The following is a 21,404-nucleotide window of genomic DNA, read 5'->3' on the forward strand; positions in this document are numbered from 1 at the left end:
GCGCGGGGCGCCCGTAGGCACGCACGCATGGCGTACGTACCGGACGAGGAGGAAGGAGAGGGAGCCCTACGCGGCCGTCAGGAGGGCGTGGCCGGGGGCTCGGGGGCGTCGGCGCCCCTTGGCGTCGGGGTCCCGTTGCGGCAGGAACGCGGTGCGTTTCTCCCGGTCGCGCATGGCGGTACGGACCCGGGTGCGGGGCACCGGGGCGGCGCAGCGCGCGCTGATCACCGAGCAGGCGACGAGTGCGGTGCCGGCGGCCGCGGTGGCGGCGAGCGCGACGGCGGCGGAGAGGCTGCCGCCCTCGGCGAGCAGGACCTCGGTGAGGAAGAAGAGAAGGAGCCCGGCGGGGCGCAGGACCCGGGCGAGGGCGCCGCGTACGCGGTTCACGGCGCGTGCGTCCATGATCCCTCCCCCTTCCGCTCTCCCGCGGCCGCGTGATGACGCGGCACTTCGACTGTCATCCGTTATACACGATCGACTTCCAGGGGCCTCAGGAGTCGACGGGGCGTGAGCAGCGCGCGGCTGACCGGATCGTCCGCGATCGCGTCGAGCCCGCCGCCGGGCCTCATCTCGACGTCCTCGGGCGCCACGGGGACGCAGCAGGCGGGACATTCGCCCTGGACGCCCAGTTCGGTGCCGCAGTCGGCATGGACGAAGACACGCATCGGGAGGGTGCCGGGGAGGTGGTCGCGCCCCCAGGACCCCAGGGTGCGGATGACGGGCCAGAGCGCCTTGCCGCTGTCGGTCAGGACGTACTCCTCACGCGGCGGCGACTCCTGGTAGCGGCGTTTCTCCAGGACTCCCGCCTCGGTGAGCGAGAGGAGCCGGGTGGCGAGGACGGCACGCGGGATGCCGAGGTGCACGAGGAAGTCGTTGTACCGGCGCACGCCGTAGAAGGCGTCCCGCACCACCAGGAGCGTCCAGCGCTCGCCGACCACTTCCAGGGCGCGGGCCATGGAGCAGTACTGGTTCGCGTAGTCCTTGCCGAGAGCCATGCGGCCACTTTACTCCCCCTGGGTTCGATGAATGAACTGACCGTGCTAGCGTCAGCATCCTCCTAGTGAGTTCATTCACCGAACCCACTGTGGAAAGTGCCGCGATCCCCGCGGACCGGCCGCGCCAACCCCGGAGCGATGTCATGGCCCAGCCCCTGCTGCCCCACCCGACGGCCCCGCCGGCCGCGCCCCCTCGGCACCGTCCGCGCCCCGGGCCGACGCTCGCCATCACCTCCGTCGCGACCGCCGTGGCGCTGATGAACTACACCTCGCCGATGACGACGCTCCCCGGCATCTCGGCCGCCCTGGCCACCCCGCCCTCCGGCCAGGCCTGGCTGCTCAACGGCGCCCCGCTCGGGCTCGCCGTCGTCCTGCTGGTGGCGGGCAGCCTCGCCGACGACTACGGCCGGCGCAGACTGTTCCTGATCGGCACGCTCACGCTCGGCCTCACCACGGGGCTCGGCGCCCTCGCGACCGACACCCTCACGTTCACCCTCGCCCGGGTCGCCCAGGGCGCGGCGAGTGCGGCGATCCTCGCCACGAGCCTGGGCCTGCTCGTCGGGGCGTTCCCGGCCGGTGCGGCCAGGATCAGGGCGACGGGGATCTGGGGCGCGTTCGTGAGCGCCGGGATCGCCGTCGGCCCGCTGCTGGCCGCTTCGCTCGGCTCCGTCGACTGGCGGCTGGCGTACGCCGTGCTGAGCCTCGCCGCCCTCCTCACGGCCGCCTTCGCCCGCCGTGCGCTCGACGAGTCCCGGGCCCCGCGCGGAGGTCGTCCCGACCTGACGGGCGCGGCGGTGCTGGGCCTGGCCATGACCGCACTGCTGACCGCGCTGACACTCGGCCGGGACGGCTGGCTGCGCGCCCCCGTCGTACTGCCGCTGCTGGCCTCACTCGTGCTGGTCGTCGTCTTCCTGGCGGTGGAGCGCCGGGCGGCGGCCCCGCTGATCGACCCGGCCCTGCTGCGCAGCCGCCCCTTCCTGGCCGCGTCGGCAGGCGGACTGTTCACGGGCCTCGCGGTGATCGGTCTGTTCAGCTATCTGCCGACACTGCTCCAGCGGGCGCTCGGGCTGTCGGCGCTCGGCTCGGCGTGGCTGTTCCTGCTCTGGTCGGGCACGGGATTCGTCGTGGCACTGCAGTCGCGCCGGCTGACGGGCCGGGTGGGGGCCCGTCAGCAGCTGGCCGTGGGCTTCGTCCTGCACGCGGTGGGGGTTCTCTCACTGCTCGGCGCGCTGAACACCGGCGGACACCCGGGCTCGGGGGTGTGGCTCCGGCTGGTCCCGGCCCTGGTGGTGTCGGGCGCCGGCAGCGGTCTGCTGAACGCCGCGCTGCCCCGGCTGGCGATCGAATCGGTGCCGCACGAGCGCGCGGCGATGGGCTCGGGCGCGAACAACACCGCCCGCTACATCGGCTCATCGGCGGGCGTCGCCCTGACGATCGCCATCGCGACGACGGGCTCGGGCGCGGACGGCGCGCTGCTGCTGTCGGTGGCACTGGCACTGGTGGCGACGGTCAGCGTGCTGCTGCTGCGGGACCGGACCTGACCTCCGTACACGGATGACCGGGCAGCGGCGGGTTCCCCCGACCCCGCCGCTGCCCGCCTGTTTGCCTGCCGAGGTGCCGGGATGCCGGGACGGCGGGGTGAAGGGACGGCGGGGTGGCGGAATGACGGGTGGGCGCGTCAGACCACGGCGAGCCGGTCCACCAGCAGTTCGGTCCTCTGCTCGGTGTACTCCGGCGGCAGCCGCCCCGACCGGGTCAGCGTGGCCAGCCCGTGCAGGGCCGCCCAGAACGTCTCGGTGAACAGCCCCGGGCCGACGCCGTCGCCGGCGACCTCGCCGAGGCACTCCAGCAGCGCGGCGAAAGCGTCCTTGAGGGGTTCCGGGGTGTCCTCCTGTGCGTACGCCAGACCGCCGTCGAGCTGGAAGATGGCGTCGTAGACCGCCGGGTTGCCCGCGGCGAAGGCGAGGTAGGCGCGCGCGAGGGCGGCGACCCGTTCGCGCGGTCCGTCCGCGGCGGCGGTCGCGGCGCGCATCACCGCGGCCATCTCGGCGGCGCCCTGGAGGGCGACGGCGCCGATGATCTCGCGCTTGCCGCGGAAATGGCTGTAGAGGACGGGCTGGCTGTACTCGATGCGCTCGGCGAGCCGGCGGGTGGTGACCGAGTCCCAGCCCTGCTGCTCGGCCAGTTCGCGGGCCGTCGCCACGATGAGGCGCTCGCGCTCCGCCCGTTCACGTTCCTTGCGTTCCTGTACCGACATGATTCGATCCTAGCACCGCTAGACAAGAGAGCGGCAGTAGTACTAGCGTTGCCACATCACCTAGCAGCACTAGATTCGCAAGGGGTCGTCATGCTCAACGCACTTGAGGTCGTCACCACCGTGATCGTCGGCTTGATGGTGGGGGTGGAGTTCTCCGTCGCCTTCGTCATGAGCCGCATACTCAACGCCCTCCCCGAGGACAGCAGCCAACTCGGTCACGCCCACGGGGGCCGGATGCTCGGCGCCGTGATGCCCTTCTGGTACATCGGCTCGCTCGTCCTCGTGGGCATCTGGGCCGCCGCCGGGTGGCACCACCACGGCGCCGGCCTCGTCGTCACCGCCGGCGTGCTGCTGATCCTCAGCGTGATCATGTCGCTCCTGCTGCTCGTCCCGATCAACAACCGGAACAAGACGTGGACGCCCGAGAACCGGCCCGAGGACTGGCGGGAGCAGATGAACCGCTGGGAGCGCTGGCACTACGTCCGCGTCGCCGTCATCGTCGCCGCCTTCGCCCTGCTGGTCACCGCCCTCGCCTGAGCCCACGGGCCCACCCGCCCGGCCGCCACCTCACCCCGCGTCACGCGCGCCGCCCGGCCGGGCCCCGTACGACTCACGGCCCCTGCGACTCACCGCGCCCCATCGAGCTCACGAAGACGCGCAAGGAGAAGAACCATGTCACTGAAGAAGATCAACACCGTCTTGGCCGCCGCCTTCATCCTGTTCATCCTCTGGTTCGGGACGGAGTACATCGTGAGCCCGGAGACGACGGCGCCGGGCTACGGCCTGCCGAGATGGCCGTCGGGCGACGGCTACGGCTTCCTGGTCATCAAGGGAATCCGCGATGTCGTCCTGGCCCTGGTCCTGGGCATCCTGCTGGTGACGGGCCACCGCCGGGCGCTGGGCTGGGCCTTGCTGGTGGAGGCCTTCGCCGCGTACGGCGACATGACCAACGTGCTGGCCCACCAGGGCTCCGTGGCCACCGCGCTCGGCATCCACGGCCTGACCGCGACCCTGATGGTGGTCAACGGCCTGCTGATGATGCGCGAGACCCGCGAGGTCGCGGCCGCTCCGGCGACGCCCGCCCTGCAGCCCGCCTGACCCGTCGGCGCAAGATGGCCCGGACCCGGCCGGCCCCCTCTGCCATGTGCGGCTGGTCCCGCGCCGCTCACGCCTCACCCCGCCGGAACGGGCTCCTCCTCGTCGATCTCGTCCCGCGCGAGCACCTCGTCGTCCGGCCGCTCGTCGCGCTCGCGCGGACCGGCGTACGTCACCGCGAGCGCGACGGCCAGGTTGGCGCCCAGCGCGACGATGCCGGCGTTCACACCCCACACCGGGTCGTTCTCCGTGAACACGAACCCGCACACCACACCCACCCCGACGACCAGCCCGCTCATCGCCCCGAGCAGGGTCAGCCGCCGCCACATCAGCCCCAGCAGCACCATGGGAAGCAGTTGCGCCATGCCCTCGTACGAGATCAGCGACAGCCGGACGAGGGTGTTCGGCGCGGTGTACGTGAGCAGCAGCGCCAGGCCGCCCGCGACCACGACGACCAGCTGGGCCGCGCCCTTCTGCCGCTGCTCCCAGCGCGGCACGAGCGAGAGCACGCTGCGTCCCCACATCGTGCCGATGACCAGCATGAAGACCGCCATCGGCACGATCGAGGAGAGCGCGGCGGCGACGCCGATGACCCCGACCGACCAGGCGGGCAGCGAGTCCACGACGAGCTTGAAGAGGGCCAGGTTGGACTCGGCCCCGACGAGCCCCGGGACGACGAAAAGGGCCGCCATCCCGAGCAGCATCGGGACGAAGAGCAGGACGTTGTAGGCGGGCAGCCACATCGCGTTGCGGCGCAGCACGTCCGCGTTCTTCGCGCCGAGGTAGCCGGCGACGGTCGTCGGGAAGATCACGACGGTGAGGGAGTTGAGGAAGGAGGTCGTGATGAACCAGGCCTGGCCGAGACCGCTGTCGCCGTGCCCGGGGAAGGTCAGCCACTCGCTCTTCTCGGTGACGAGCCGGTCGAGGAAGGGCCCGTACCCGTCGAAGTAGTGCAGCGGTACGTAGATCGCGAGGAAGCCGAGCGTGGCGATCACCATCACGTCCTTCAGCACGGACACCCACGCGCTGCCGCGCAGTCCGCTCACCACGACGAAGCCGGTGGTGACGGCGAAGGCGATGAAGTAGGCCCAGTTCAGGCTGATGGCGCCGTAGGAGATCGTCGAGACGACGACGCCCATGCCGGTGATCTGGAGCTGGATGTACGGGAGCAGGAAGACGGTCGCGAGGACGGCGACGAGCGCCCCGAGCCAGGGCCGCCCGAAGCGGTGCGCCACCATGTCGGTGATGCCGACGAGTCCGTGCTTGCGCGCGTACGCCCAGAGCATGGGCCCCACCACGTAGCCGACGGCGTAACCGCAGGACATGTACGCGACGACGTACAGGACGGGCGCCCCGTAGTTGTAGCCCCAGCCGGCGGCGCCCAGGTAGCTGAAGCTGGTGTAACCCTCACCGGCCATCAGCACCCAGATGAAGACGGTCCCGAGGCTGCGCCCGCCCACCGACCACTCGGCGAGCCCACCGCCTCCCTCGGCCCCGCGCCGGCCGCGCACGGCGAGCAGCCCGAGGGCCACGGTGGCGACCATGAAGACCCCGAAGACGGAGGTCGCGACGGCGGCGTTCACCGGCGGTCACCCCGCCGGGTCAGCCATACGGCGACGGGGGTGAGCAGGGTCGCCCCGAGCAGCCAGAAGAAGAGGAACGGCAGCCCGAGAACAACGGGTTCGACCCGGTTCACGAACGGCAGCGCTCCCAGGTAGAGCACGTAGGGGACCAGCAACCACAACAACTGCGGACGTCGTCTGAGCACGTCAGAGAACCTTACGACCTGGTGCACGATAGAGAGCGGATCAGCGAGCGGCGTCCTGCGGCTTCGCATCCAAGGCGGAGGAAGGAAGCGATGCGGAGCATCGTTGACTGACGACAACGCCGGAGGCGGAGTCGCAGGACGCCGGGAGCCCGCTCGCTATCGTGCACCAGGTCGTCAGACCTCCCCGGTGATCAGCGCTGCCGCACGTCGCTCAGCCTGCCCCACACCACGAGCCGGTACCGGGAGGTGAATTCGGGCGTGCAGGTCGTCAGCGTCAGATAGGACCCGGCCGTCCGGTAGCCCACGTACGGCTTCACGTTGCTGCGCGGCACGGTGGCGATGACGCCGCTGTCGCCCGGCTGGGTCCGGGCGAGGGTCTTGTCGACGGTGTACGTGTACACGGTGTCCCGGGTCTCGACGGTGATCCGGTCGCCGGCCCGCAGCCGGTCGATGTGGCGGAAGGGCTCGCCGTGGGTGTTGCGGTGCCCGGCGAGCGCGAAGTTCCCCGATCCGCCGGGCTGCGCGGTGCCGGGGTAGTGGCCGACGTACCCCTTGTCCAGGACCCCGTGCTTGCTGATGCCCTGGGCGACGGGCGCGGTCAGCCCGATGCGCGGGATGCGGATGACGGCGTACGCCTGGGACCGGCGGGGCGCGGACGCGGCAGCGGTCCGCCCGCCCCCGCCGCCGCCCTCCTCCCCCACGGCGGGACTGTCGCCTTCCGCCGGCTCCGGCGACGGGTCCGCCACCGCAGGAGCCACCCCCTCGGGCTCCCCCCAGTCCCGCTGGAGGGCGTGGACGGTGTCGGCGGCTTCGGCGCGGGCCTGCCGGTTGGTCCACCACAGCTGATGGGCGACGAGCAGCAGCAGGACGACGCCGAGGGTCACCACCAGCTCCGCGCCCGTCCACAGCCCGCGCGCGGCCAGCCGCCCGCCTCGCCGGTCCCGCTGCACCACCACCGGTATCCGCTCACGTGTCCGTTGACGCACGGCCCGCACGATAGGCCCACGGCCCGTAACTCTCCAGAGCGGGAACAGGCCTCCGTGCCGCGCCCGTCCGGCAGTACCGTGTGATGCATGCGCCCCGACACGCCTGCCGACCACACCACCGAAGCCGAGCGCCTGCTGCGCACCGCGGCGCAGTACCCCGAGGACCACGAACCGCTGCTCCTCCAGGCGGCGGCCCACCTGGAACTCGCCGGCGACCGCGCCCGTGCCACCACGCTCTACGACTCCCTGCTCAGCGACCCCGACACCGAACACCCCCACCTGGTGAAGGCGCTCAACGCCGCCAACCTGTGGGAGTACGGCCACGAGGCCGAGGCCCGCGCGATCATCGACGGAATCCGCGCGGCCGCCCCGCAGGAGGCCGCCCCCTGGGAGATCGCGGCCGAGACCCTCGAGGCGCACGACGAGCTGGAAGCGGCCCACGACTACTTCTCCACGGCCCTCACCCTGCTCATCGCCCCGGGCGAGGAGGTCCCGTACGCCACCCAGTCCCTGCTGACCGGCCGCCACCGGGTCCGCCGCCTGATGGGCGTCTCGCACGACGCCTGGGACGAGCTGGCCGACGCCCTCCACACGGCGGCCGTCCCGCTGGACGAGCTCCACGACCCCAAGCGTCTGTGGGCGCTGGGCTCCTCGGACCCGGGCGAGCTCCGGGCCGAGATCACCCGCCTCCGCGCCGAACTGGGCACGTACCGCACGGCTCTGTCCCGCCCGTTCCCGGTGGCGGTGCTGCACTGGCCGGAGCCCGAACTGCGCGAGCTCCTCACCGCGTACCCGGGCCTCGGCAGCGAGTACGCCTCCCATCCGGACCACCAGGCCCGCCTGGAGGCGGCCCTGCGCGACCTCCATGCGACGGGGACCCCGAACCTCGGCATCGTGACGGGCACGGTCCCGTCGTACGAGGCGTTCGCCGCCTCCGAGGCCGCCTCCCCGTCCGACCCGGACCTGCTCCCCCAGTACGCGACGACCCTGGCGGCCCGCGGTCGCGCGGTCCCGTGGCCGCCGGCGAGGAGCGCGGCGTGCTGGTGCGGCACGGGGCGGTCGTACCGGGACTGCCACGGGGGCGCGTAGCGGCGGGCCGGGCGGGGGCGCGTAGCGGTTGGCGGGGCGGGGCTTCGCACGGTGGCCCTGCCTCCGCCGGATATCCGGTGCCCGGGGACGCCCCGCCCGCATACCCTGCCGCCATGCCCGAACTCCAGCGCCTGCGCCCCGACCACGCCCCGGCCCTCCTCGCGTTCGAGGAGGAGAACCGCGCGTTCTTCGCGGCCACGGTGCCGGACCGCGGCGACGACTACTTCACCCGATTCGCCGCCCGCCACGCGGCACTCCTCGCCGAACAGGCCACCGGTGCCTGCCACTTCCACGTACTGGTGACGCAGGACGGTGAAGTGCTCGGCCGCTTCAACCTGATGGACGCGGCGGACGGCGAGGCCGAACTGGGCTTCCGCCTGGCCGAGAAGGCGACGGGCCGCGGCCTGGCGACGGCCACGGTCCGCGAGCTCTTCACGCTCTGCACCCAGACCTACGCCCTGACGAAGCTGCGCGCGGGGGCCACCCTCACCAACTCCGCCTCACGCGCGGTCCTGACGCGGACGGGGTTCGTCCCGACGGGAGAGGAGCTGGTGCTGAGCGGGGAGCGGGGACTCGGGTACGTACGGGAGCTGGAAGGGCTGTAGGCGAGGGCCGGGCACGGACTGCGCGGACACGGGCGGAGCCGATGCCTGACCACGCCCGGTCATACCTGGTCAGCCTCATCGGGCTCCGACGTCCGTCCGTGCGGCCCGACCAGCAGCCCGAGAACCTGGCTCAGCTGCTCGCGGACCCCGGGATCGGCGATGAGTCCGTCCGCGCCGATCAGCTGAGGGGCCAGCTGAATCCTGGCGCACGCCGACTCCACGATGTCGGCGCCGGTGTAGCCGAGTACGGTCCGCAGCGTGGCCTCCGCGCCCTCACCACGCCCCGGGGCGGCCGCGTTCACCCAGGCCACGGGCTTGTCGCAGATCTCGGTGCCACCGACCGTCCAGTCCAGCAGGTTCTTGAACGAGCCCGGCAGGGTGCCCGCGTACTCCGGGGTGCAGATCAACACCGCAGCAGCCTCGCTGATGGCCGCGCGCAACCGGGCCACCGGAGGGGGCAGCGGATCGGTGTCATCGTCGGGGTTGAAGTGCGGAAGGTCCGCCAAGCCGTCGTAGAGGACGGTGCCCACCCACGAGGGGGCCACGGCCTGCGCGGTACGCAGCACGGTCTCGTTGGACGAGCCGGCCCGCAGGCTTCCGGACAGCAGGAGGATCAGAGGCGGCGTAGACATGCGTCCAACCTACCGATCCCGTCGAGATCGAAAACCGCTCGACGAAACGGTCCCGGGCGGGCAGGCTGCGCACTCGTGACGACGTCGACGAAGCTCCTGGTCCGGACCGCCGCCCGCAACAACGCCGAGTGGTGCGCGGCGATGAGCCGATCGCACGGCGTGGTGGGCCAGTTCGGCGCCCAGGCGTGGGCGGCCCCGGCTCGCACGCCGCTGTACTACCCCGACGCGGTGACGCTGATGCCGGACGCGGACCCGGTCGCCCTGGCGGAACGGATCGACACCACCGCCCCGGGCGCCTCCGTCAAGGACAGCTTCGCCGACCTCGATCTGACGGGGTCCGGCTTCGAGGTGCTGTTCGAGGCGCAGTGGATCCACCGCCCGGCGGGCCCGCCCGCCCTCACCCCGGACCTGGTCTGGGACGTGGCGCGTACCCCGGACGCCCTGCGCGCCTGGGCGCTCGCCTGGGACGGCGCGGAGGGCAACGCGGACCTCTTCCGGCCCGAACTCCTCGCCGACCCGGCCACGTTCGTACTCGCCGGGCGGTCATCCGACGGCCGGGTGGTCGCCGGAGCGGTGGCGAGCCGCAGTGACGACGCGGTCGGCATCTCCAACGTCTTCGCCCCGGCCGACGCCCCCGACACAGCCTGGCCGGGCGTTCTGGACACGCTGCACCAACTATTTCCCGGCCTGCCCGTGGTCGGCTACGAACACGGCGACGACCTCGCGACCGCCGTCCGCCACGGCTTCCGCCCGGTCGCTCCGCTGCGGATCTGGGTGCGGGGCTGAACCGGTAACGGCCACGGCACGTCAGGGGGCCGGTGCGGCGGCAGGTCGCAGGCCCCGGAAGTCGCCGAGCCGGATCCTCATGTCGAAGTCCCGGCAACCGAGCCGCCGGCCGCCCTCGGTGCGCACCCACCTGTCGCCGTACTCACGACCTCGCCGTCCTCCAACTCCCGCACCCTGCGCTCCAGAACGGCCAGTCGCTCTTCGCTGCCGCTCATGGGGCCCAATCCCTCTCGGCCGCCTCGGCTCACGCTGCCCACTCACCGCTCTCACGTCCTGTGCAGCGCGCACACGGCGCACAGGGAAAGCACCTGCCCCACCCACTGGACGGCCGCACCCGGCCCGCGCCGCATCACTCGCCGGTGCCCGTACCTGCCGCGGCGTGGTCCGGGGGCTAAGGGCTGTCCCGTAATCCCTGGCGGGCGCACGACGACAGCTACGGCACCCCGCCGCGTTGTCGGAATGCCCGAATACATCCAGTATGCGGACGCCCCTCCGCCTTGCGATGCACCGCATCTGACGCCGCACGCTGATCCACCAGGGATTACGGGACAGCACTTAGCCGCTCGCATCACGCACGCTCGACCAGGGCTTGTCAGCCTCCCTTGATACAACTGCGTACTTAGGGATCGAAATGAGGGGGATCAGCCATGCCCAGCCAGGCTCCGTCAGGGGAATCGGCACCGGTCGCCGGGCTGCACGAGACGCTGATTACTCGGCGGCTTGAGCAACGAATGAAGCAGCTCGACGAGGCGGGTTTGCGCGCGGTCGACGGCATCGTGGGAGTCGAGTCCACCCCCCACGTTCTGTCCCGCCATATCGCGGACACCGTGCGGCAAGCGCTGCAAGGGCTCAAGCCCGGGGAGCAGGTCGTGGTCGCGAACCACATCCTTGAATCTCTGAGCGCCATCGAAGGTGTCGTTGAGGGGGCAGATGCAGTCATCGACGGGCCTCGGCAGCTACTCGCTGTTGCGGAGCAGGAAGCACCGGGTGTCTACGCCATCCGACCTGCCACTCCTCTCTCCGAGACCGCCCTCATCACCAACTCGCCAGAAGACCCGAGCCTGGGCTTTGAACTCCGCTCGGAGCTGGCGACAGCAGACCGCGTGGACCTGCTCTGCGCGTTCGTAAAGTGGCACGGTCTGCGGGTACTTGAGCGATCGCTCACGTCAGCCCGCGATCGCGGCGTCCCCATCAGGGTTCTCACCACCACATACATCGGAGCCACTGAACGTCGCGCCCTCGATCGACTGGTTCGCGAGTTCGGCGCTGAAGTGAAGGTGAACTACGAGCTCCGCTCGACGCGCCTGCACGCGAAAGCGTGGCTCTTCCGTCGGAACAGCGGCTTCGATACCGCGTACGTCGGCAGCTCCAACCTGTCCAAGGCTGCGCTCCTCGACGGTCTCGAATGGAACGTGAAGCTATCGTCAGTCGCGACCCCGTCGGTGCTGCGCAAGTTCGAGGCGACCTTCGACGCCTACTGGAGTGAGCGCTCCTTCGAGTCGTACGACCCTGATAGCGACGCACAACGATTGGATGAGGCGCTTTCTCACGCAGGTGGCCCGGGCGGCCAGCAAGGTCGCCACGTCATCACACTCTCCGGGCTGGAAGTACGTCCGTACCCCCACCAGCGCGACATGCTCGAACGCCTTGAAGTCGAGCGAACCGTCCACGAGCGGAGCCGCAACCTACTCGTCGCGGCCACTGGCACGGGCAAGACGGTGATGGCAGCCCTGGACTACAAGTACTTGCGACAGAAGCTGGGGCGGGACCCACGCCTCCTCTTCGTGGCCCATCGCAAGGAAATCCTGGAACAGTCCTTGCGCGTGTACCAGAACGTGCTGGTCGATGCGAACTTTGGCGAGCTCTTCTATGGCGGCGAGGTGCCCGAGAGCTGGAACCACGTCTTCGCGAGCGTGCAGTCTCTCAACGCCCGCGCCCTGGAGCGCCTCGCTCCAGATCACTTCGATGTCATCGTGATCGATGAATTCCATCACGGCACTTCATCGACCTACCGAAGAATCGTCGACCACTTCACCCCGCAAGAGCTGCTCGGCCTCACCGCCACCCCAGAGCGCATGGACGGGCTGAACATTCAGGATGAGTTCTTCGACGGCCGGATCGCGGCCGAGATGCGGCTCTGGGAAGCGCTTGAGAACGAACTGTTGAGTCCGTTCCACTACTTTGGCGTCACCGACAACACTGACCTGAGCTCCCTCGTGTGGAAGCGAGGGGCGTATGACGCAGGCTCTCTCAGCAACCTCTTCACAGGTAACGACGCCCGCGCCAGGCTCGTCGTCAAGGCTGTGAAGGACACGGTCACCGACCCTGGCACCATGCGGGCTCTGGGCTTCTGCGTGTCAGTGGCCCACGCCCACTTCATGGCTGATTTCTTCCAACGCGCCGGCCTCAACGCCGTCGCGCTTTCCGGCGAGACCCCCAAGCCCGACCGCAAGGCGGCTCTGGACGAGCTCCGTGCCGGGACTCTCCAAGTCATTTTCTCTGTAGATCTGCTCAACGAAGGCCTCGACATCCCCGATGTCGACACCCTGCTTCTTCTGCGACCGACCTCAAGCGCAACGGTGTTCCTCCAGCAACTGGGACGTGGGCTGCGCCGTACCGAGACCAAGGCCGTTCTCACTGTCCTCGACTTCATCGGTCAGCACCGCAAGGAGTTCCGGTTCGAGGAACAGTTCCGTGCCCTCACCAACCTCACGCGCAGCCGTCTCGTGGACAACATCGAGGACGACTTCCCCCAGCTTCCATCTGGCTGCCAGATCATCTTGGAGACCAAGGCCAAGGCCCTGATTCTCGACAACATCCGCAGTCAGATCGGCATCAACGTCACCCAGCTCGCCCGCGAGGTCGCTGCCTACGCGGAACCGCGCCTTGCGGACTACCTCACGGAGAGCGGGCGAGAGCTCAAGGAGCTCTACCGAGGCAACGGAAACTCGTGGACAGGCCTTCTCCGCCGCGCCAAGCTCCTCGATCCGATCGCTCCCGACGGCGAGGCGGCGCTCCTCAAGCGCGTATCAGCCTTCCTCCATGTCGACGACCCGGCCCGCGTCGCGGCATACACGAAGCTCCTCATCGATGACGCCCCTACGTACAAGCAACTGACCGGCCCGGAGCAGGCGTACGCCCGCATGTTCTTCTTCTCGCTCTGGCCCCTGGGTGGAGATTTCACGAGCTACCAAGAGGGCTTCGACACCCTGCGCACGCAACAAGCCTTCCGAGACGAGGTCCGCCAGGTCCTGGCCCACGTCCTCAACCTCGCCGACCATCTACCACTGCCGCTACTCGGCACACATGGCGATCTCCCCCTGGCCGTCCACGCGTCGTACAGCCGCGAGGAAATCCTCCCTGCCCTTGGGCAGTCCAGCGTGGACGGTTTCATGCCTGGGCACTTCCGCGAAGGCGTGAAGTGGTGCGACAACCTCCAGACGGATGCCCTTCTCATCACCCTGGAGAAGGATGAGAAGGACTTCTCTCCCGAGACCCGGTACAAGGACTATGCACTAAACGAGTTCGAATTCCACTGGGAGTCCCAGAACCAAACTTCAGAAACGTCCCCGACAGGCGTTCGCTACCGGACACACCGAGAAAAGGGGACCCATGTGCTCCTCTTTGTCCGACGGTACAAGAAGACAGACATCGGAGGGCCGCAGCCCTGGATGCTGTTGGGCCCAGCGGATTACGTGACGCACAAGGGCAGCAAGCCCATGGCGATTACCTGGAAACTGCGCCACGAGATGACGGCAGACGTCTGGACGTACTCAGCAATTGCCGCTGGGTGACGCCCCCTGCCCTACGAGCTCCCACACAGTGAGCGGTGAGATTTCGAGCGCGCTGAGCGGTGCGGTTTCGAGGAGAACACTCGAACTCCGGGCATCACGCTTCGCTGGTGGGCCAACAAGCTGGCGATCGCCTGGACGGTGTAGCTCCTGTGCTTTCGATGGCCGAGTCGTCCGGGCAGGGGCCGCCAATACTTGAGGTGCGCGATACCGCGCTAGACCCAGATCCGGCGGAGAAAAGTGCCTCCCTGACGCTCGGTCATGGCCTGCCCGGCGTTCAGCGGTTGCCCCCGAACTCATGTACCCAAACGTGGTTGTCCGGTACCTTGAACGTCGCTAAGTCGCCGTCTCCCGCGTACGGGAGCTGACATGTGTCGTTGTCGCCCCCATCGGGGTGCTGACACTAAAGGAGAAGGCTTGTCCAGCAAGGACTACACGTACGACATCCCGAACCACCCCATTGAGTACGTCAAGGTGGACCCGACGGGTATCAGGTTCGACCCCCGCGCCCAGCGAAACCTCAACAAGGCGCGTGCGCAGGCCATCGCCGAGAAACTGGTCCCCACCGCCCTCGGGACGCCGATCCTCTCGCAGCGCGAGGACGGTCTGTACGCAGTGGACGGCATGCATCGCGTCTATGCGTGCCAGCTCATTCTGGCCGGGAAGGTCTCGGTATCGGAGGCGGTTCGCGAGGCGGTCCAAACCATCACCTGTGAAGTCCACTCTGACCTCTCGATGGCCAACGAGGCGTCCCTGTTCATCATTAAGAACAAGGAGTCCTCCAAGGTCGGACCAAACGACGAGTTCAGGATTGGCGTGATGGCGGGGCACCCCCTCTTCGTGGACACCAACACCGTCCTGGAGAAGCACCAGCTCAAGGTTGGCAGCAGCTCCGCGCATGGCGTGCGCGGCATTAAAGGAATCCTGAACATCGTCATGGACCAGGGCCCTGAGATCCTGGACCAGTCACTTACCATTGCCGAGGATGCTTGGGGCCGCACCTCAGACACTTGGCACGCTGTCACCATCGGAGGCATCGCCACGGTGATGTCCAAGCACCCTGAGTTGAAGCCCATGGAGTTGGCGGAAAAGCTCAAGCGCCAGGGTGACCCGACTGCGTTCAAGGCGAAGATTCAGACCATCGCCACCAACAACAACACTCGCGCCGACGGCACCAAGGGACGGCTTAAGGCCGCTCACTTGGCCGTTGCCTCCGCATGGAACGCTAACCGCCGCGTTAACCGCATCCCGCTTCCGAACATCTTCGAGTAGCCCAGCAGTCTTCCGCCCCTCACGCCTCGGGCGTGAGGGGCACCGCGTTGGCTTCTAACCTCGGGTGCTCCGCGGGCTGAGGGCCTGCCAGGAATCAAGGCGTTGCTTCCGGCAGGCCCATAGACGCTGCGATGGATCCCCTCAAGCGCCCGCCCCGCCGCGTTTGAGTCCTCGGCGCGCTCTGCCAGCCACTCCGGCACAGGCCGCGCCCAAGTCCGCCTCGAAGGGAACCGGGACCCGGTCCAGCGCCTCGTCCGCATCGCAGCCGTGCACGCCCGGCCATTGGAGAAGGTCGGTGATCAGGTAGATCGCCGCCTCTTCCATGCCCCCCAAGCGCTACTCGGCCACCCGACGCCCTGCCGGCCCCAGTTCTGCTTCACTGCAACTCACCTTCGCGCACCGATCCGACAAAGTGCGCCCAAGCCCCGGTGTCGACCTGAAAGTGTCCGTCGCTCGGACGCTTACTGTCACGCACGAGGGTGCCGACGGCGGTGAAGGCAGCCTCAACGCACTCTGTGCCGCTTCCGCCGCTGTAAGACGACTTGTACCACCGGGCGTCCTCGTGCTCCATCACAGCTCCTCGCAAACCTGGTTCAGGAGCGCGGCAGAGGACTCGAGGTCCATCGCCTGCGCGCGCAAGTACTCGAACGCCAACTTATAGCGTTCGAGTTCCTGCGGCTTCTCCATGAACAGCCCGCCGCCGATAATGTCCACGTAGACGACGTCGAGTTCAGGCGTAGCCCCACCCAGGATGACGAAGCTGCCGACCGCCGCGGCGTGTGCACCTGCCGCGAACGGCAGGATCTGAATGGTGACGTGGGGCTCGGCCGAGACCGTGAGCAGGTGCTGCAACTGATCTCGCATGACAGTGGGTCCTCCGACCATCCGTCGGATGACGGCCTCATCGATCACTGCCCAGAGGTGCGGCGGCTCGTCTCGTGTAAGAAGCTCCTGGCGCTTCATCCGGATATCGACCATGTGATTGATCTCGTGGTCAGTGCATCTCATCTCTGATGCACGGTGAACCGCCTCTGCGTACGGACGCGTCTGAAGCAACCCGGGAACGTACATGCAGGCATAGTGCCCCTCGCTCACCACCTCGTCTTCGAGGGTCAGCATGAGATTCATGGACTCGGGGATGGGATCAGCAAGGGAGCGCCACCAGCCTTGAATGCGAGCACCCTTCGCTAGGAGGACCAGTGAATCTCGCTCCTCGTCAGAGGCACCGTACTCGCGGCAAAGGGCGTCTACGGCCGGCCACTTGACCACTCCCTCTTTCGTCTCATACCGGCTCAGAGTGGCCTTTGAGATGCCTACGCGGGCGCCTGCCTCCTCCAAAGTGAGGCTCTTCGCCTCGCGGAGTCGACGCAGATCGGCTCCCAGTTGACGCCTGCGCGTGGTTGGTCCAACTGGCATGTCTTCGGCCCTTCAAATCGGTCTCCGAGAGGGTGCATGGGGACGAGTCTCGCAGGCAAGGTGGCGCACGCCGGGGGCGTGCGCCAACGCAGCGCGCCCCCGAAAATGGCGGCTGAGAGTTCCATTTTGAGAGTTTCACTGACACCTTATGGAGCGTGACGGGTACACAGGGTGACCGTCGGGCAGCGCGAGAGGTGACCGGTATGAGTGGGTGTCGCTTTGGTGTCGAGCGTAAGAGGTGGGAGCTGCCATTCCTGGCTGAGGCGGAGGGGCTTGCCAGCCTGCGCCGAGTGATGCGTCTCCACCTTGAGCAATGGGGTCTCTCGTCGATGGCCCACGCGGCTCAGGTCTGCGTAACTGAGCTCACGGGCAACGTGATCAAGCACGTGGGTGCGGGAACCTCGGCCTGCCTGGCGGTAAGCATGAACGGCGGCTGCCTGCGTATTGAGGTGAGCGACCCCGACGGGCAGCGACTTCCAAGGCTTGTCAGAGCGGCCGACCTGGAGGAGCGGGGGCGGGGTATGCGCCTGGTGGAGGGAGTTGCGGTCCGGTGGGGAGTGATCGTGCGGGGCGTCTCCAAGACGACATGGTGTGAACTCGCCACAGGTTTGCAGTCGGCCGACGGTCATCTCACTGATGAACAGGTGGCCAAGGCAGAAACGTTGCTGAGCCTCTGTGCATTGGGAGACCGCCGGGAGTCCTCACAGCTCGGGCCGATGAGTGTGAAGGAAGCCGCGGAAGCGGCCACCGGCTTGATCGCAGACCTTCTGCTCTGGCTGAGGGCGCATGGCTGCGACGCTGACGAGGCGCTTGACCGTGCGCAGTTCCTCTTCGAGGTTGCGTCCGAGGTGGAAGGGGCGGCTTGAGTCGCCGTGGGCGCAGCGCCCAGACGTACGGCCCGACCGGCGCACCGGTCGGGCCGTAGCTCGCCTCCACGCCTGGAGTAGGGCGCCCCCACCCGAGGCGAACGGCGAGCCAAGCCGTGGTGGTGTTCTCTCGCCCACCTGCCTCACGCCGTACCTCCCGCCGCGCCCGATTCTTGCCGTGGCCCTCCCTCCCTTACCTGGACCGTGATGCGTCGTCTTCTCGGCGCGGCCTCGCGCCGCGCCTCTCAGCCATGCCTGGACCCAAATTGGCAACTGGTCCCGCGCCCGTTGCAGGAGGTGTCCGCCACCACCGCCCGGCACGCCCAGCCCCGGGCCTGGCTGCGAGCCGTGGTGTGGCTGATCGAGGAGGCCGGGCTCCATCCGAAGGCCGGCGAGGCGACGTTACGCGTCGCGCGGGACCTGGCCCGGCGGATGGACTACATCGCCGGGACCGTCCTGTACGACCTCGACGGAACAGCCACGCGCTGCGCTCTGTCGAGAGCGACGGTCAAGCGTCACGTCGGATATCTCCGGGAGTTGGGGGCATTGGCCTGGGCACGACACGGGTCACGACGCAATCTGCGGCTCCCCGGGCGGGCGTACGCGGGCACGGCGACGGTGTACGCGGCCACCATCCCGTACGTCTACGACCGGGCGCACGGTAACCGGCTCGACGGACAGGGGTTCCGGGCCCGGGTGGTCGGGATGACGGGACTGCCTGTGGACAACTCAGCAGCGGACACCCCTGATCACCGGGTGCGTGAGCCCCAATCTCTTGGCCCCCACCCCCGCGTACCTAAGACTGATGCGGCGGAGAAGTGCAAAGACACCCCGCGCAGGCGCGCGAAGCCCCGGGCCACCTCCCGCCCCGGAGGCCCAACGCCGAGAAGCCCGCTACAGGTCGCCGCCGACATCCGGATCGCCGCGCGAGTCCGGCCGCACATCCCCTGGGCGCAAATCGAAGGGCTGCGCCGACTGGCCTACGCACTGCGGCCGTTGATCGACCAGGGGCTCGACGCCCACGACATCGCCGCAGAGCTGACCTCCTGGTGGCTCGACTGGCGCCCCGCTCGGCCCGCCGCGTACATCAGCGCGCATCTCCGTGAACGGACGACTGCCACTCCGTACGAAGCCCGGTCGACCAACCTCCACCCGCACACCGCCGAGCCCATCGGCAATCCCGCATGGCAGGCGTGGCTTCGGCAACGCGCCACGGCGAAAGAGTTCCCCGAACCGCAGCGCACCGACGACGATCGCCGCCACGCCCGCCTCTACGGCTGGGACCGGTGGGCGGAGATCGCCGACCACTACGCCACGGACCCCGATGACGCCTTGGACCTCTACGGCACTCGCCTGTGCAGCTACGCGGGCAAGCGTGCTTCGAATGGTGGGGGTAGGAGGTGAGACGGGCATGTGTGGCGACAGCACAACGATGCCCGGGTGGCGGCCGCCAGATGTTCATCACCCAGGGGCGGTCGCCCGCGCGATGGACCTCGACCGGGTGACATGACGGCTGTTCCGCGTCGGCGACCAGAGCTGCGGCTCTACCGTGCGTCCGCACGCCGAATTTCACACAGAGGAATCGCCATGATGAAAGCTTCGGATCAGCAGCCTCCTCACGCCGCAATGCCTCCGATCATCATCAACAACAACGTGGTGGCTTCGGCCTCTGCCTCGGCGGTCGCCGGCGGCTTCGTGGTCCGGCGACGACGCCAAAGCCCATGGGCCCACTTCTGGCTGCTGATGCTCACCGGGGGCATCGGCAACGTCTTCTATGCAATTCACATCAGCCGGTGGAACAGGGACCGGGGTCTGTAGAAGACTGAAACGTTCAGGCCCTTCCCGTGCGCTTCGGGGAGGGCCCCTCGCGGCTCTCGACCCGCCTCCTCCCGATAGGCCCCTTGACCGGGGACATGGGCTATAGTTGATCTTGACGGCGTGCTCCGCTTCGGCGGTGCGGTTGCCTGTGCGTTGGTCGTCCAAGGAAAGATGCCCCGCTTCCTGCGGGGAGATGCAGGTGCAAGGCCTGCCCAGCGCTCCATGAAAGGCCCCGTTCCTGCCGCGGCAGGAACGGGGCCTTTCACATGGGCTGCGGGGTCAGTGCAAGTCTGCTGGAGTCGGTATCCGCTCCTCGCTCTCGGCCGCCGGGCAGTGCCCCCTTCTCGGATTCGCCATCTGGTACCGCGGCTCGCAGGCAGCCCCTCCCCGCGAGCACGTGCAAGCACGCGCGAGCGATCAGTCCGAGGCGCGGAGCGCGACGAGGTGCGAGCCCTCCGCGTACACAAGGCGGTTGCTGCTGAGGAAGAACGGTGTCCCGTTGCTGGTACGCCGCCAGGTGATCTTTCCGTAGACGTCGACGGCGATGATCTCGCCCTTCCGGCCCCTGCCGGGCACGTACCACGCGCCCTGCCCCAACTCCCGCGCGTCGGCGGTCAGCTCTTCGGGACGAATGCGGGGATGGCCGGACGGCCGGGTGCGCGGATCGCGATAACTGCCGTCGGCGCGATGGGCGAAGATTTCGGCGCCGACGGCAACGGGGTACTCGCCGGGCTTCAGGCGCAGCGGGAACGTGCCGTGGTAGTCGTCACCGACCAGGGCGCCCGCCGAGTCCGGCAGGGTCAGTCGGTAGCCCACGAGGAGGGGGATCGACGGATCGCGGCGGCAGCCTTCGCGGACGGACGCCTGGGGCTGGTCCCAGGTGAAGGCGCGCTGCCAGGCCGGGGCGGAGCCGGTGGGCTGGTCCGTGAGGTCGTACGACGCTGCCCGTGCGCGGCAGTCGGGCCCGTGCGGGGCGGATAGCACGAGGACGCGGTAGCGGGTGGGAATCACCTCGGCGACACCGCCCCGGGACGGCTCGATGGGTCTTGCGTGGGGCCGGTCCGCGCCGCGCAGGAGCGTCACGAGGCGGCCGTCGGCGACGAAGGCCAGCACCTCGCAGTTCTGGGTGAAGGCCGGCCCCTTCGCCTGCTTCCCCTGGTCGCAGGGGGCGGCGAAGACGGCCGGGCCACGGGTCCGGTACTTCCACAGGACCTTGCCGGTGGAGGCGTCCCACGCGGTCACCGTGCAGGACGACCCGGTCAGGCACGTGGCGGCCACCGCCTGGAAGGGGAGTCCCGAACTCGACAGGACCTTGACGAACCGCAGCTTCCCGGGGGTTCGGGCCGGTGGCGGGGCGAGCCGCGTCACGCGGCCGGAGACGGGATCGATCTTCGCCATGCTCGGGAACCGGCCGGATGCGGCTGCGCCGACGAGCAGCACCGGGCCGTCGATCGGGGTCGCGGCGGCATGCGTCCGGCCCGGCCGCCCGGTGAGTGCGAACTGGTCCGGCAGCGTCGTACGCCAGAGGAGCTTGCCGTCCTCGTCGACCCTCGCCACCACTCTGCCCTGGCCGATGACCCCCAGGTGACGATTCACCAGCGCCCAACCGCCCGACGGATCCGTCGGCACGGGCAACGGCACACGGAACGCTTCTTCGGTCTCCTGGCTCGCCTCGATGCGCGGTGGACCGGGCGCGAAGCAGCCGGCGAGCAGAGGAAGAAGTATCAGAAGACCAAGCAGTCTGCGCATGAGAACCCCCGCACCACCATGTACGGGACCACTGCTCGCGGGGAGCACGAACGGCGACCGATTCGGTCACGGAACAGCAGGCCCCCTACCGTGCGGCGGTGTCCGGGCAGGCCAGCCGCAAGGGGCCGAGAGCCCTGCCGTGGTCAGCGGCGCAACGTTGTACGGGCTGCTCCCTGACCGCTGGATGCGGATGAGGCGGCGCTGATCGTTACCCGCCTGGGCGGGCGGCGGCCGGGGGTGGGCTTCCCCCCTCTTCGCAGCGAGGGCCGGGGGCCCGCA

21 protein-coding genes are annotated in these 21,404 nt (G+C 69.0%); 11 read left to right on the forward strand and 10 right to left on the reverse strand.

The annotated features are described in order from the left end of the window. Positions 1–66: 66 nt before the first annotated feature. Both ACFYPA_RS26280 and ACFYPA_RS26285 read right to left on the reverse strand, forming a co-directional pair. Positions 67–402: a DUF6412 domain-containing protein gene (locus ACFYPA_RS26280; protein ID WP_359082421.1), complete on the reverse strand. Its 336-nt coding sequence runs from the start codon at positions 400–402 to the stop codon at positions 67–69. Between the two features lie 62 nt (positions 403–464). Beyond that, entirely contained in the window at positions 465–995 is a 531-nt protein-coding gene (locus ACFYPA_RS26285) for a helix-turn-helix domain-containing protein (RefSeq protein WP_359082420.1), read from the reverse strand. A gap of 143 nt (positions 996–1,138) precedes the next feature. On the opposite strand from ACFYPA_RS26285, the gene ACFYPA_RS26290 reads away from it, so the two are divergent. Continuing rightward, entirely contained in the window at positions 1,139–2,536 is a 1,398-nt protein-coding gene (locus tag ACFYPA_RS26290) for an MFS transporter (RefSeq protein WP_359082419.1), read from the forward strand. 137 nt (positions 2,537–2,673) lie between these two features. On the opposite strand, the gene ACFYPA_RS26295 is transcribed toward ACFYPA_RS26290, so the two are convergent. Then, a complete protein-coding gene (locus ACFYPA_RS26295; RefSeq protein WP_359082418.1) occupies positions 2,674–3,252 on the reverse strand; it encodes a TetR/AcrR family transcriptional regulator in 579 nt (192 codons plus the stop codon). A 90-nt stretch (positions 3,253–3,342) separates the two neighbouring features. Here ACFYPA_RS26295 and ACFYPA_RS26300 point away from each other — a divergent pair, with 90 nt between their 5' ends. After that, entirely contained in the window at positions 3,343–3,789 is a 447-nt protein-coding gene (locus tag ACFYPA_RS26300; RefSeq protein ID WP_359082417.1) for a DUF1772 domain-containing protein, read from the forward strand. 135 nt (positions 3,790–3,924) lie between these two features. Continuing rightward, complete coding sequence (locus ACFYPA_RS26305) at positions 3,925–4,350, forward strand: DUF4267 domain-containing protein (RefSeq protein WP_359082416.1); 426 nt, start codon at positions 3,925–3,927, stop codon at positions 4,348–4,350. 74 nt (positions 4,351–4,424) lie between these two features. Here ACFYPA_RS26305 and ACFYPA_RS26310 read toward each other — a convergent pair whose 3' ends face one another. From ACFYPA_RS26310 to ACFYPA_RS26320, 3 genes are all read right to left on the reverse strand, one after another. After that, the gene (locus ACFYPA_RS26310; protein WP_359082415.1) at positions 4,425–5,930 is read right to left on the reverse strand and encodes a sodium:solute symporter family protein; all 1,506 of its coding nucleotides are present in this window, start codon (positions 5,928–5,930) and stop codon (positions 4,425–4,427) included. Continuing rightward, the gene (locus tag ACFYPA_RS26315; RefSeq protein WP_359082505.1) at positions 5,927–6,085 is read right to left on the reverse strand and encodes a DUF3311 domain-containing protein; all 159 of its coding nucleotides are present in this window, start codon (positions 6,083–6,085) and stop codon (positions 5,927–5,929) included. The genes ACFYPA_RS26310 and ACFYPA_RS26315 overlap by 4 nt, the downstream gene beginning before the upstream one ends. A 221-nt stretch (positions 6,086–6,306) precedes the next feature. Next, on the reverse strand, positions 6,307–7,101 hold the full coding sequence (locus ACFYPA_RS26320) for a class E sortase (protein WP_359082414.1): 795 nt from the start codon (positions 7,099–7,101) through the stop codon (positions 6,307–6,309). A gap of 87 nt (positions 7,102–7,188) precedes the next feature. Here ACFYPA_RS26320 and ACFYPA_RS26325 point away from each other — a divergent pair, with 87 nt between their 5' ends. Further along, complete coding sequence (locus tag ACFYPA_RS26325) at positions 7,189–8,190, forward strand: SEC-C domain-containing protein (protein WP_359082413.1); 1,002 nt, start codon at positions 7,189–7,191, stop codon at positions 8,188–8,190. 113 nt (positions 8,191–8,303) lie between these two features. Then, complete coding sequence (locus ACFYPA_RS26330) at positions 8,304–8,795, forward strand: GNAT family N-acetyltransferase (RefSeq protein WP_359082412.1); 492 nt, start codon at positions 8,304–8,306, stop codon at positions 8,793–8,795. 59 nt (positions 8,796–8,854) lie between these two features. Here ACFYPA_RS26330 and ACFYPA_RS26335 read toward each other — a convergent pair whose 3' ends face one another. Continuing rightward, entirely contained in the window at positions 8,855–9,427 is a 573-nt protein-coding gene (locus ACFYPA_RS26335) for an NAD(P)H-dependent oxidoreductase (protein WP_359082411.1), read from the reverse strand. A 141-nt stretch (positions 9,428–9,568) separates the two neighbouring features. On the opposite strand from ACFYPA_RS26335, the gene ACFYPA_RS26340 reads away from it, so the two are divergent. The 3 genes from ACFYPA_RS26340 (at position 9,569) to ACFYPA_RS26350 (ending at position 15,276) form a co-directional block, all read left to right on the forward strand. Further along, a complete protein-coding gene (locus ACFYPA_RS26340) occupies positions 9,569–10,213 on the forward strand; it encodes a hypothetical protein (protein ID WP_389134631.1) in 645 nt (214 codons plus the stop codon). A gap of 647 nt (positions 10,214–10,860) precedes the next feature. Then, positions 10,861–14,007 (forward strand): DUF3427 domain-containing protein, encoded by a 3,147-nt coding sequence (locus tag ACFYPA_RS26345; protein ID WP_359082409.1) that lies wholly within the window; start codon positions 10,861–10,863, stop codon positions 14,005–14,007. A 414-nt stretch (positions 14,008–14,421) separates the two neighbouring features. Beyond that, a complete protein-coding gene (locus ACFYPA_RS26350) occupies positions 14,422–15,276 on the forward strand; it encodes a DUF6551 family protein (RefSeq protein WP_359082408.1) in 855 nt (284 codons plus the stop codon). Positions 15,277–15,652: 376 nt separating this feature from the next. Here ACFYPA_RS26350 and ACFYPA_RS26355 read toward each other — a convergent pair whose 3' ends face one another. Together ACFYPA_RS26355 and ACFYPA_RS26360 are read right to left on the reverse strand one after the other, a co-directional pair. Then, the gene (locus ACFYPA_RS26355; protein ID WP_359082407.1) at positions 15,653–15,847 is read right to left on the reverse strand and encodes a DUF397 domain-containing protein; all 195 of its coding nucleotides are present in this window, start codon (positions 15,845–15,847) and stop codon (positions 15,653–15,655) included. Next, complete coding sequence (locus ACFYPA_RS26360; protein ID WP_359082406.1) at positions 15,847–16,692, reverse strand: helix-turn-helix transcriptional regulator; 846 nt, start codon at positions 16,690–16,692, stop codon at positions 15,847–15,849. Before ACFYPA_RS26360 ends, ACFYPA_RS26355 begins: the two co-directional genes overlap by 1 nt. 293 nt (positions 16,693–16,985) lie before the next feature. On the opposite strand from ACFYPA_RS26360, the gene ACFYPA_RS26365 reads away from it, so the two are divergent. From ACFYPA_RS26365 to ACFYPA_RS26375, 3 genes are all read left to right on the forward strand, one after another. After that, positions 16,986–17,558 (forward strand): ATP-binding protein, encoded by a 573-nt coding sequence (locus ACFYPA_RS26365; protein WP_359082504.1) that lies wholly within the window; start codon positions 16,986–16,988, stop codon positions 17,556–17,558. A gap of 297 nt (positions 17,559–17,855) precedes the next feature. Further along, positions 17,856–18,962: a cell wall protein gene (locus tag ACFYPA_RS26370; RefSeq protein ID WP_359082405.1), complete on the forward strand. Its 1,107-nt coding sequence runs from the start codon at positions 17,856–17,858 to the stop codon at positions 18,960–18,962. A gap of 183 nt (positions 18,963–19,145) precedes the next feature. Next, positions 19,146–19,376, forward strand: coding sequence for a hypothetical protein (locus tag ACFYPA_RS26375; RefSeq protein WP_389134491.1), 231 nt, complete (start codon positions 19,146–19,148; stop codon positions 19,374–19,376). A 417-nt stretch (positions 19,377–19,793) separates the two neighbouring features. On the opposite strand, the gene ACFYPA_RS26380 is transcribed toward ACFYPA_RS26375, so the two are convergent. Continuing rightward, positions 19,794–21,125, reverse strand: coding sequence for a PQQ-binding-like beta-propeller repeat protein (locus tag ACFYPA_RS26380; RefSeq protein ID WP_389134494.1), 1,332 nt, complete (start codon positions 21,123–21,125; stop codon positions 19,794–19,796). Positions 21,126–21,404 lie beyond the last annotated feature (279 nt).

Source organism: Streptomyces sp. NPDC005775, from assembly GCF_042871565.1.
Lineage (GTDB): Bacteria > Actinomycetota > Actinomycetes > Streptomycetales > Streptomycetaceae > Streptomyces.

Bases quoted from the DNA above. Each gene is read 5' to 3' on its own strand.
- ACFYPA_RS26380 (WP_389134494.1), bottom strand. From the start codon at position 21,125: ATGCGCAGACTGCTTGGTCTTCTGATACTTCTTCCTCTGCTCGCCGGC.
- ACFYPA_RS26305 (WP_359082416.1), top strand. From the start codon at position 3,925: ATGTCACTGAAGAAGATCAACACCGTCTTGGCCGCCGCCTTCATCCTG.
- ACFYPA_RS26280 (WP_359082421.1), bottom strand. From the start codon at position 402: ATGGACGCACGCGCCGTGAACCGCGTACGCGGCGCCCTCGCCCGGGTC.
- ACFYPA_RS26285 (WP_359082420.1), bottom strand. From the start codon at position 995: ATGGCTCTCGGCAAGGACTACGCGAACCAGTACTGCTCCATGGCCCGC.
- ACFYPA_RS26355 (WP_359082407.1), bottom strand. From the start codon at position 15,847: ATGGAGCACGAGGACGCCCGGTGGTACAAGTCGTCTTACAGCGGCGGA.
- ACFYPA_RS26325 (WP_359082413.1), top strand. From the start codon at position 7,189: ATGCGCCCCGACACGCCTGCCGACCACACCACCGAAGCCGAGCGCCTG.
- ACFYPA_RS26330 (WP_359082412.1), top strand. From the start codon at position 8,304: ATGCCCGAACTCCAGCGCCTGCGCCCCGACCACGCCCCGGCCCTCCTC.
- ACFYPA_RS26335 (WP_359082411.1), bottom strand. From the start codon at position 9,427: ATGTCTACGCCGCCTCTGATCCTCCTGCTGTCCGGAAGCCTGCGGGCC.
- ACFYPA_RS26365 (WP_359082504.1), top strand. From the start codon at position 16,986: ATGCGTCTCCACCTTGAGCAATGGGGTCTCTCGTCGATGGCCCACGCG.
- ACFYPA_RS26360 (WP_359082406.1), bottom strand. From the start codon at position 16,692: ATGCCAGTTGGACCAACCACGCGCAGGCGTCAACTGGGAGCCGATCTG.
- ACFYPA_RS26290 (WP_359082419.1), top strand. From the start codon at position 1,139: ATGGCCCAGCCCCTGCTGCCCCACCCGACGGCCCCGCCGGCCGCGCCC.
- ACFYPA_RS26375 (WP_389134491.1), top strand. From the start codon at position 19,146: ATGATGAAAGCTTCGGATCAGCAGCCTCCTCACGCCGCAATGCCTCCG.
- ACFYPA_RS26295 (WP_359082418.1), bottom strand. From the start codon at position 3,252: ATGTCGGTACAGGAACGCAAGGAACGTGAACGGGCGGAGCGCGAGCGC.
- ACFYPA_RS26340 (WP_389134631.1), top strand. From the start codon at position 9,569: ATGAGCCGATCGCACGGCGTGGTGGGCCAGTTCGGCGCCCAGGCGTGG.
- ACFYPA_RS26345 (WP_359082409.1), top strand. From the start codon at position 10,861: ATGCCCAGCCAGGCTCCGTCAGGGGAATCGGCACCGGTCGCCGGGCTG.
- ACFYPA_RS26300 (WP_359082417.1), top strand. From the start codon at position 3,343: ATGCTCAACGCACTTGAGGTCGTCACCACCGTGATCGTCGGCTTGATG.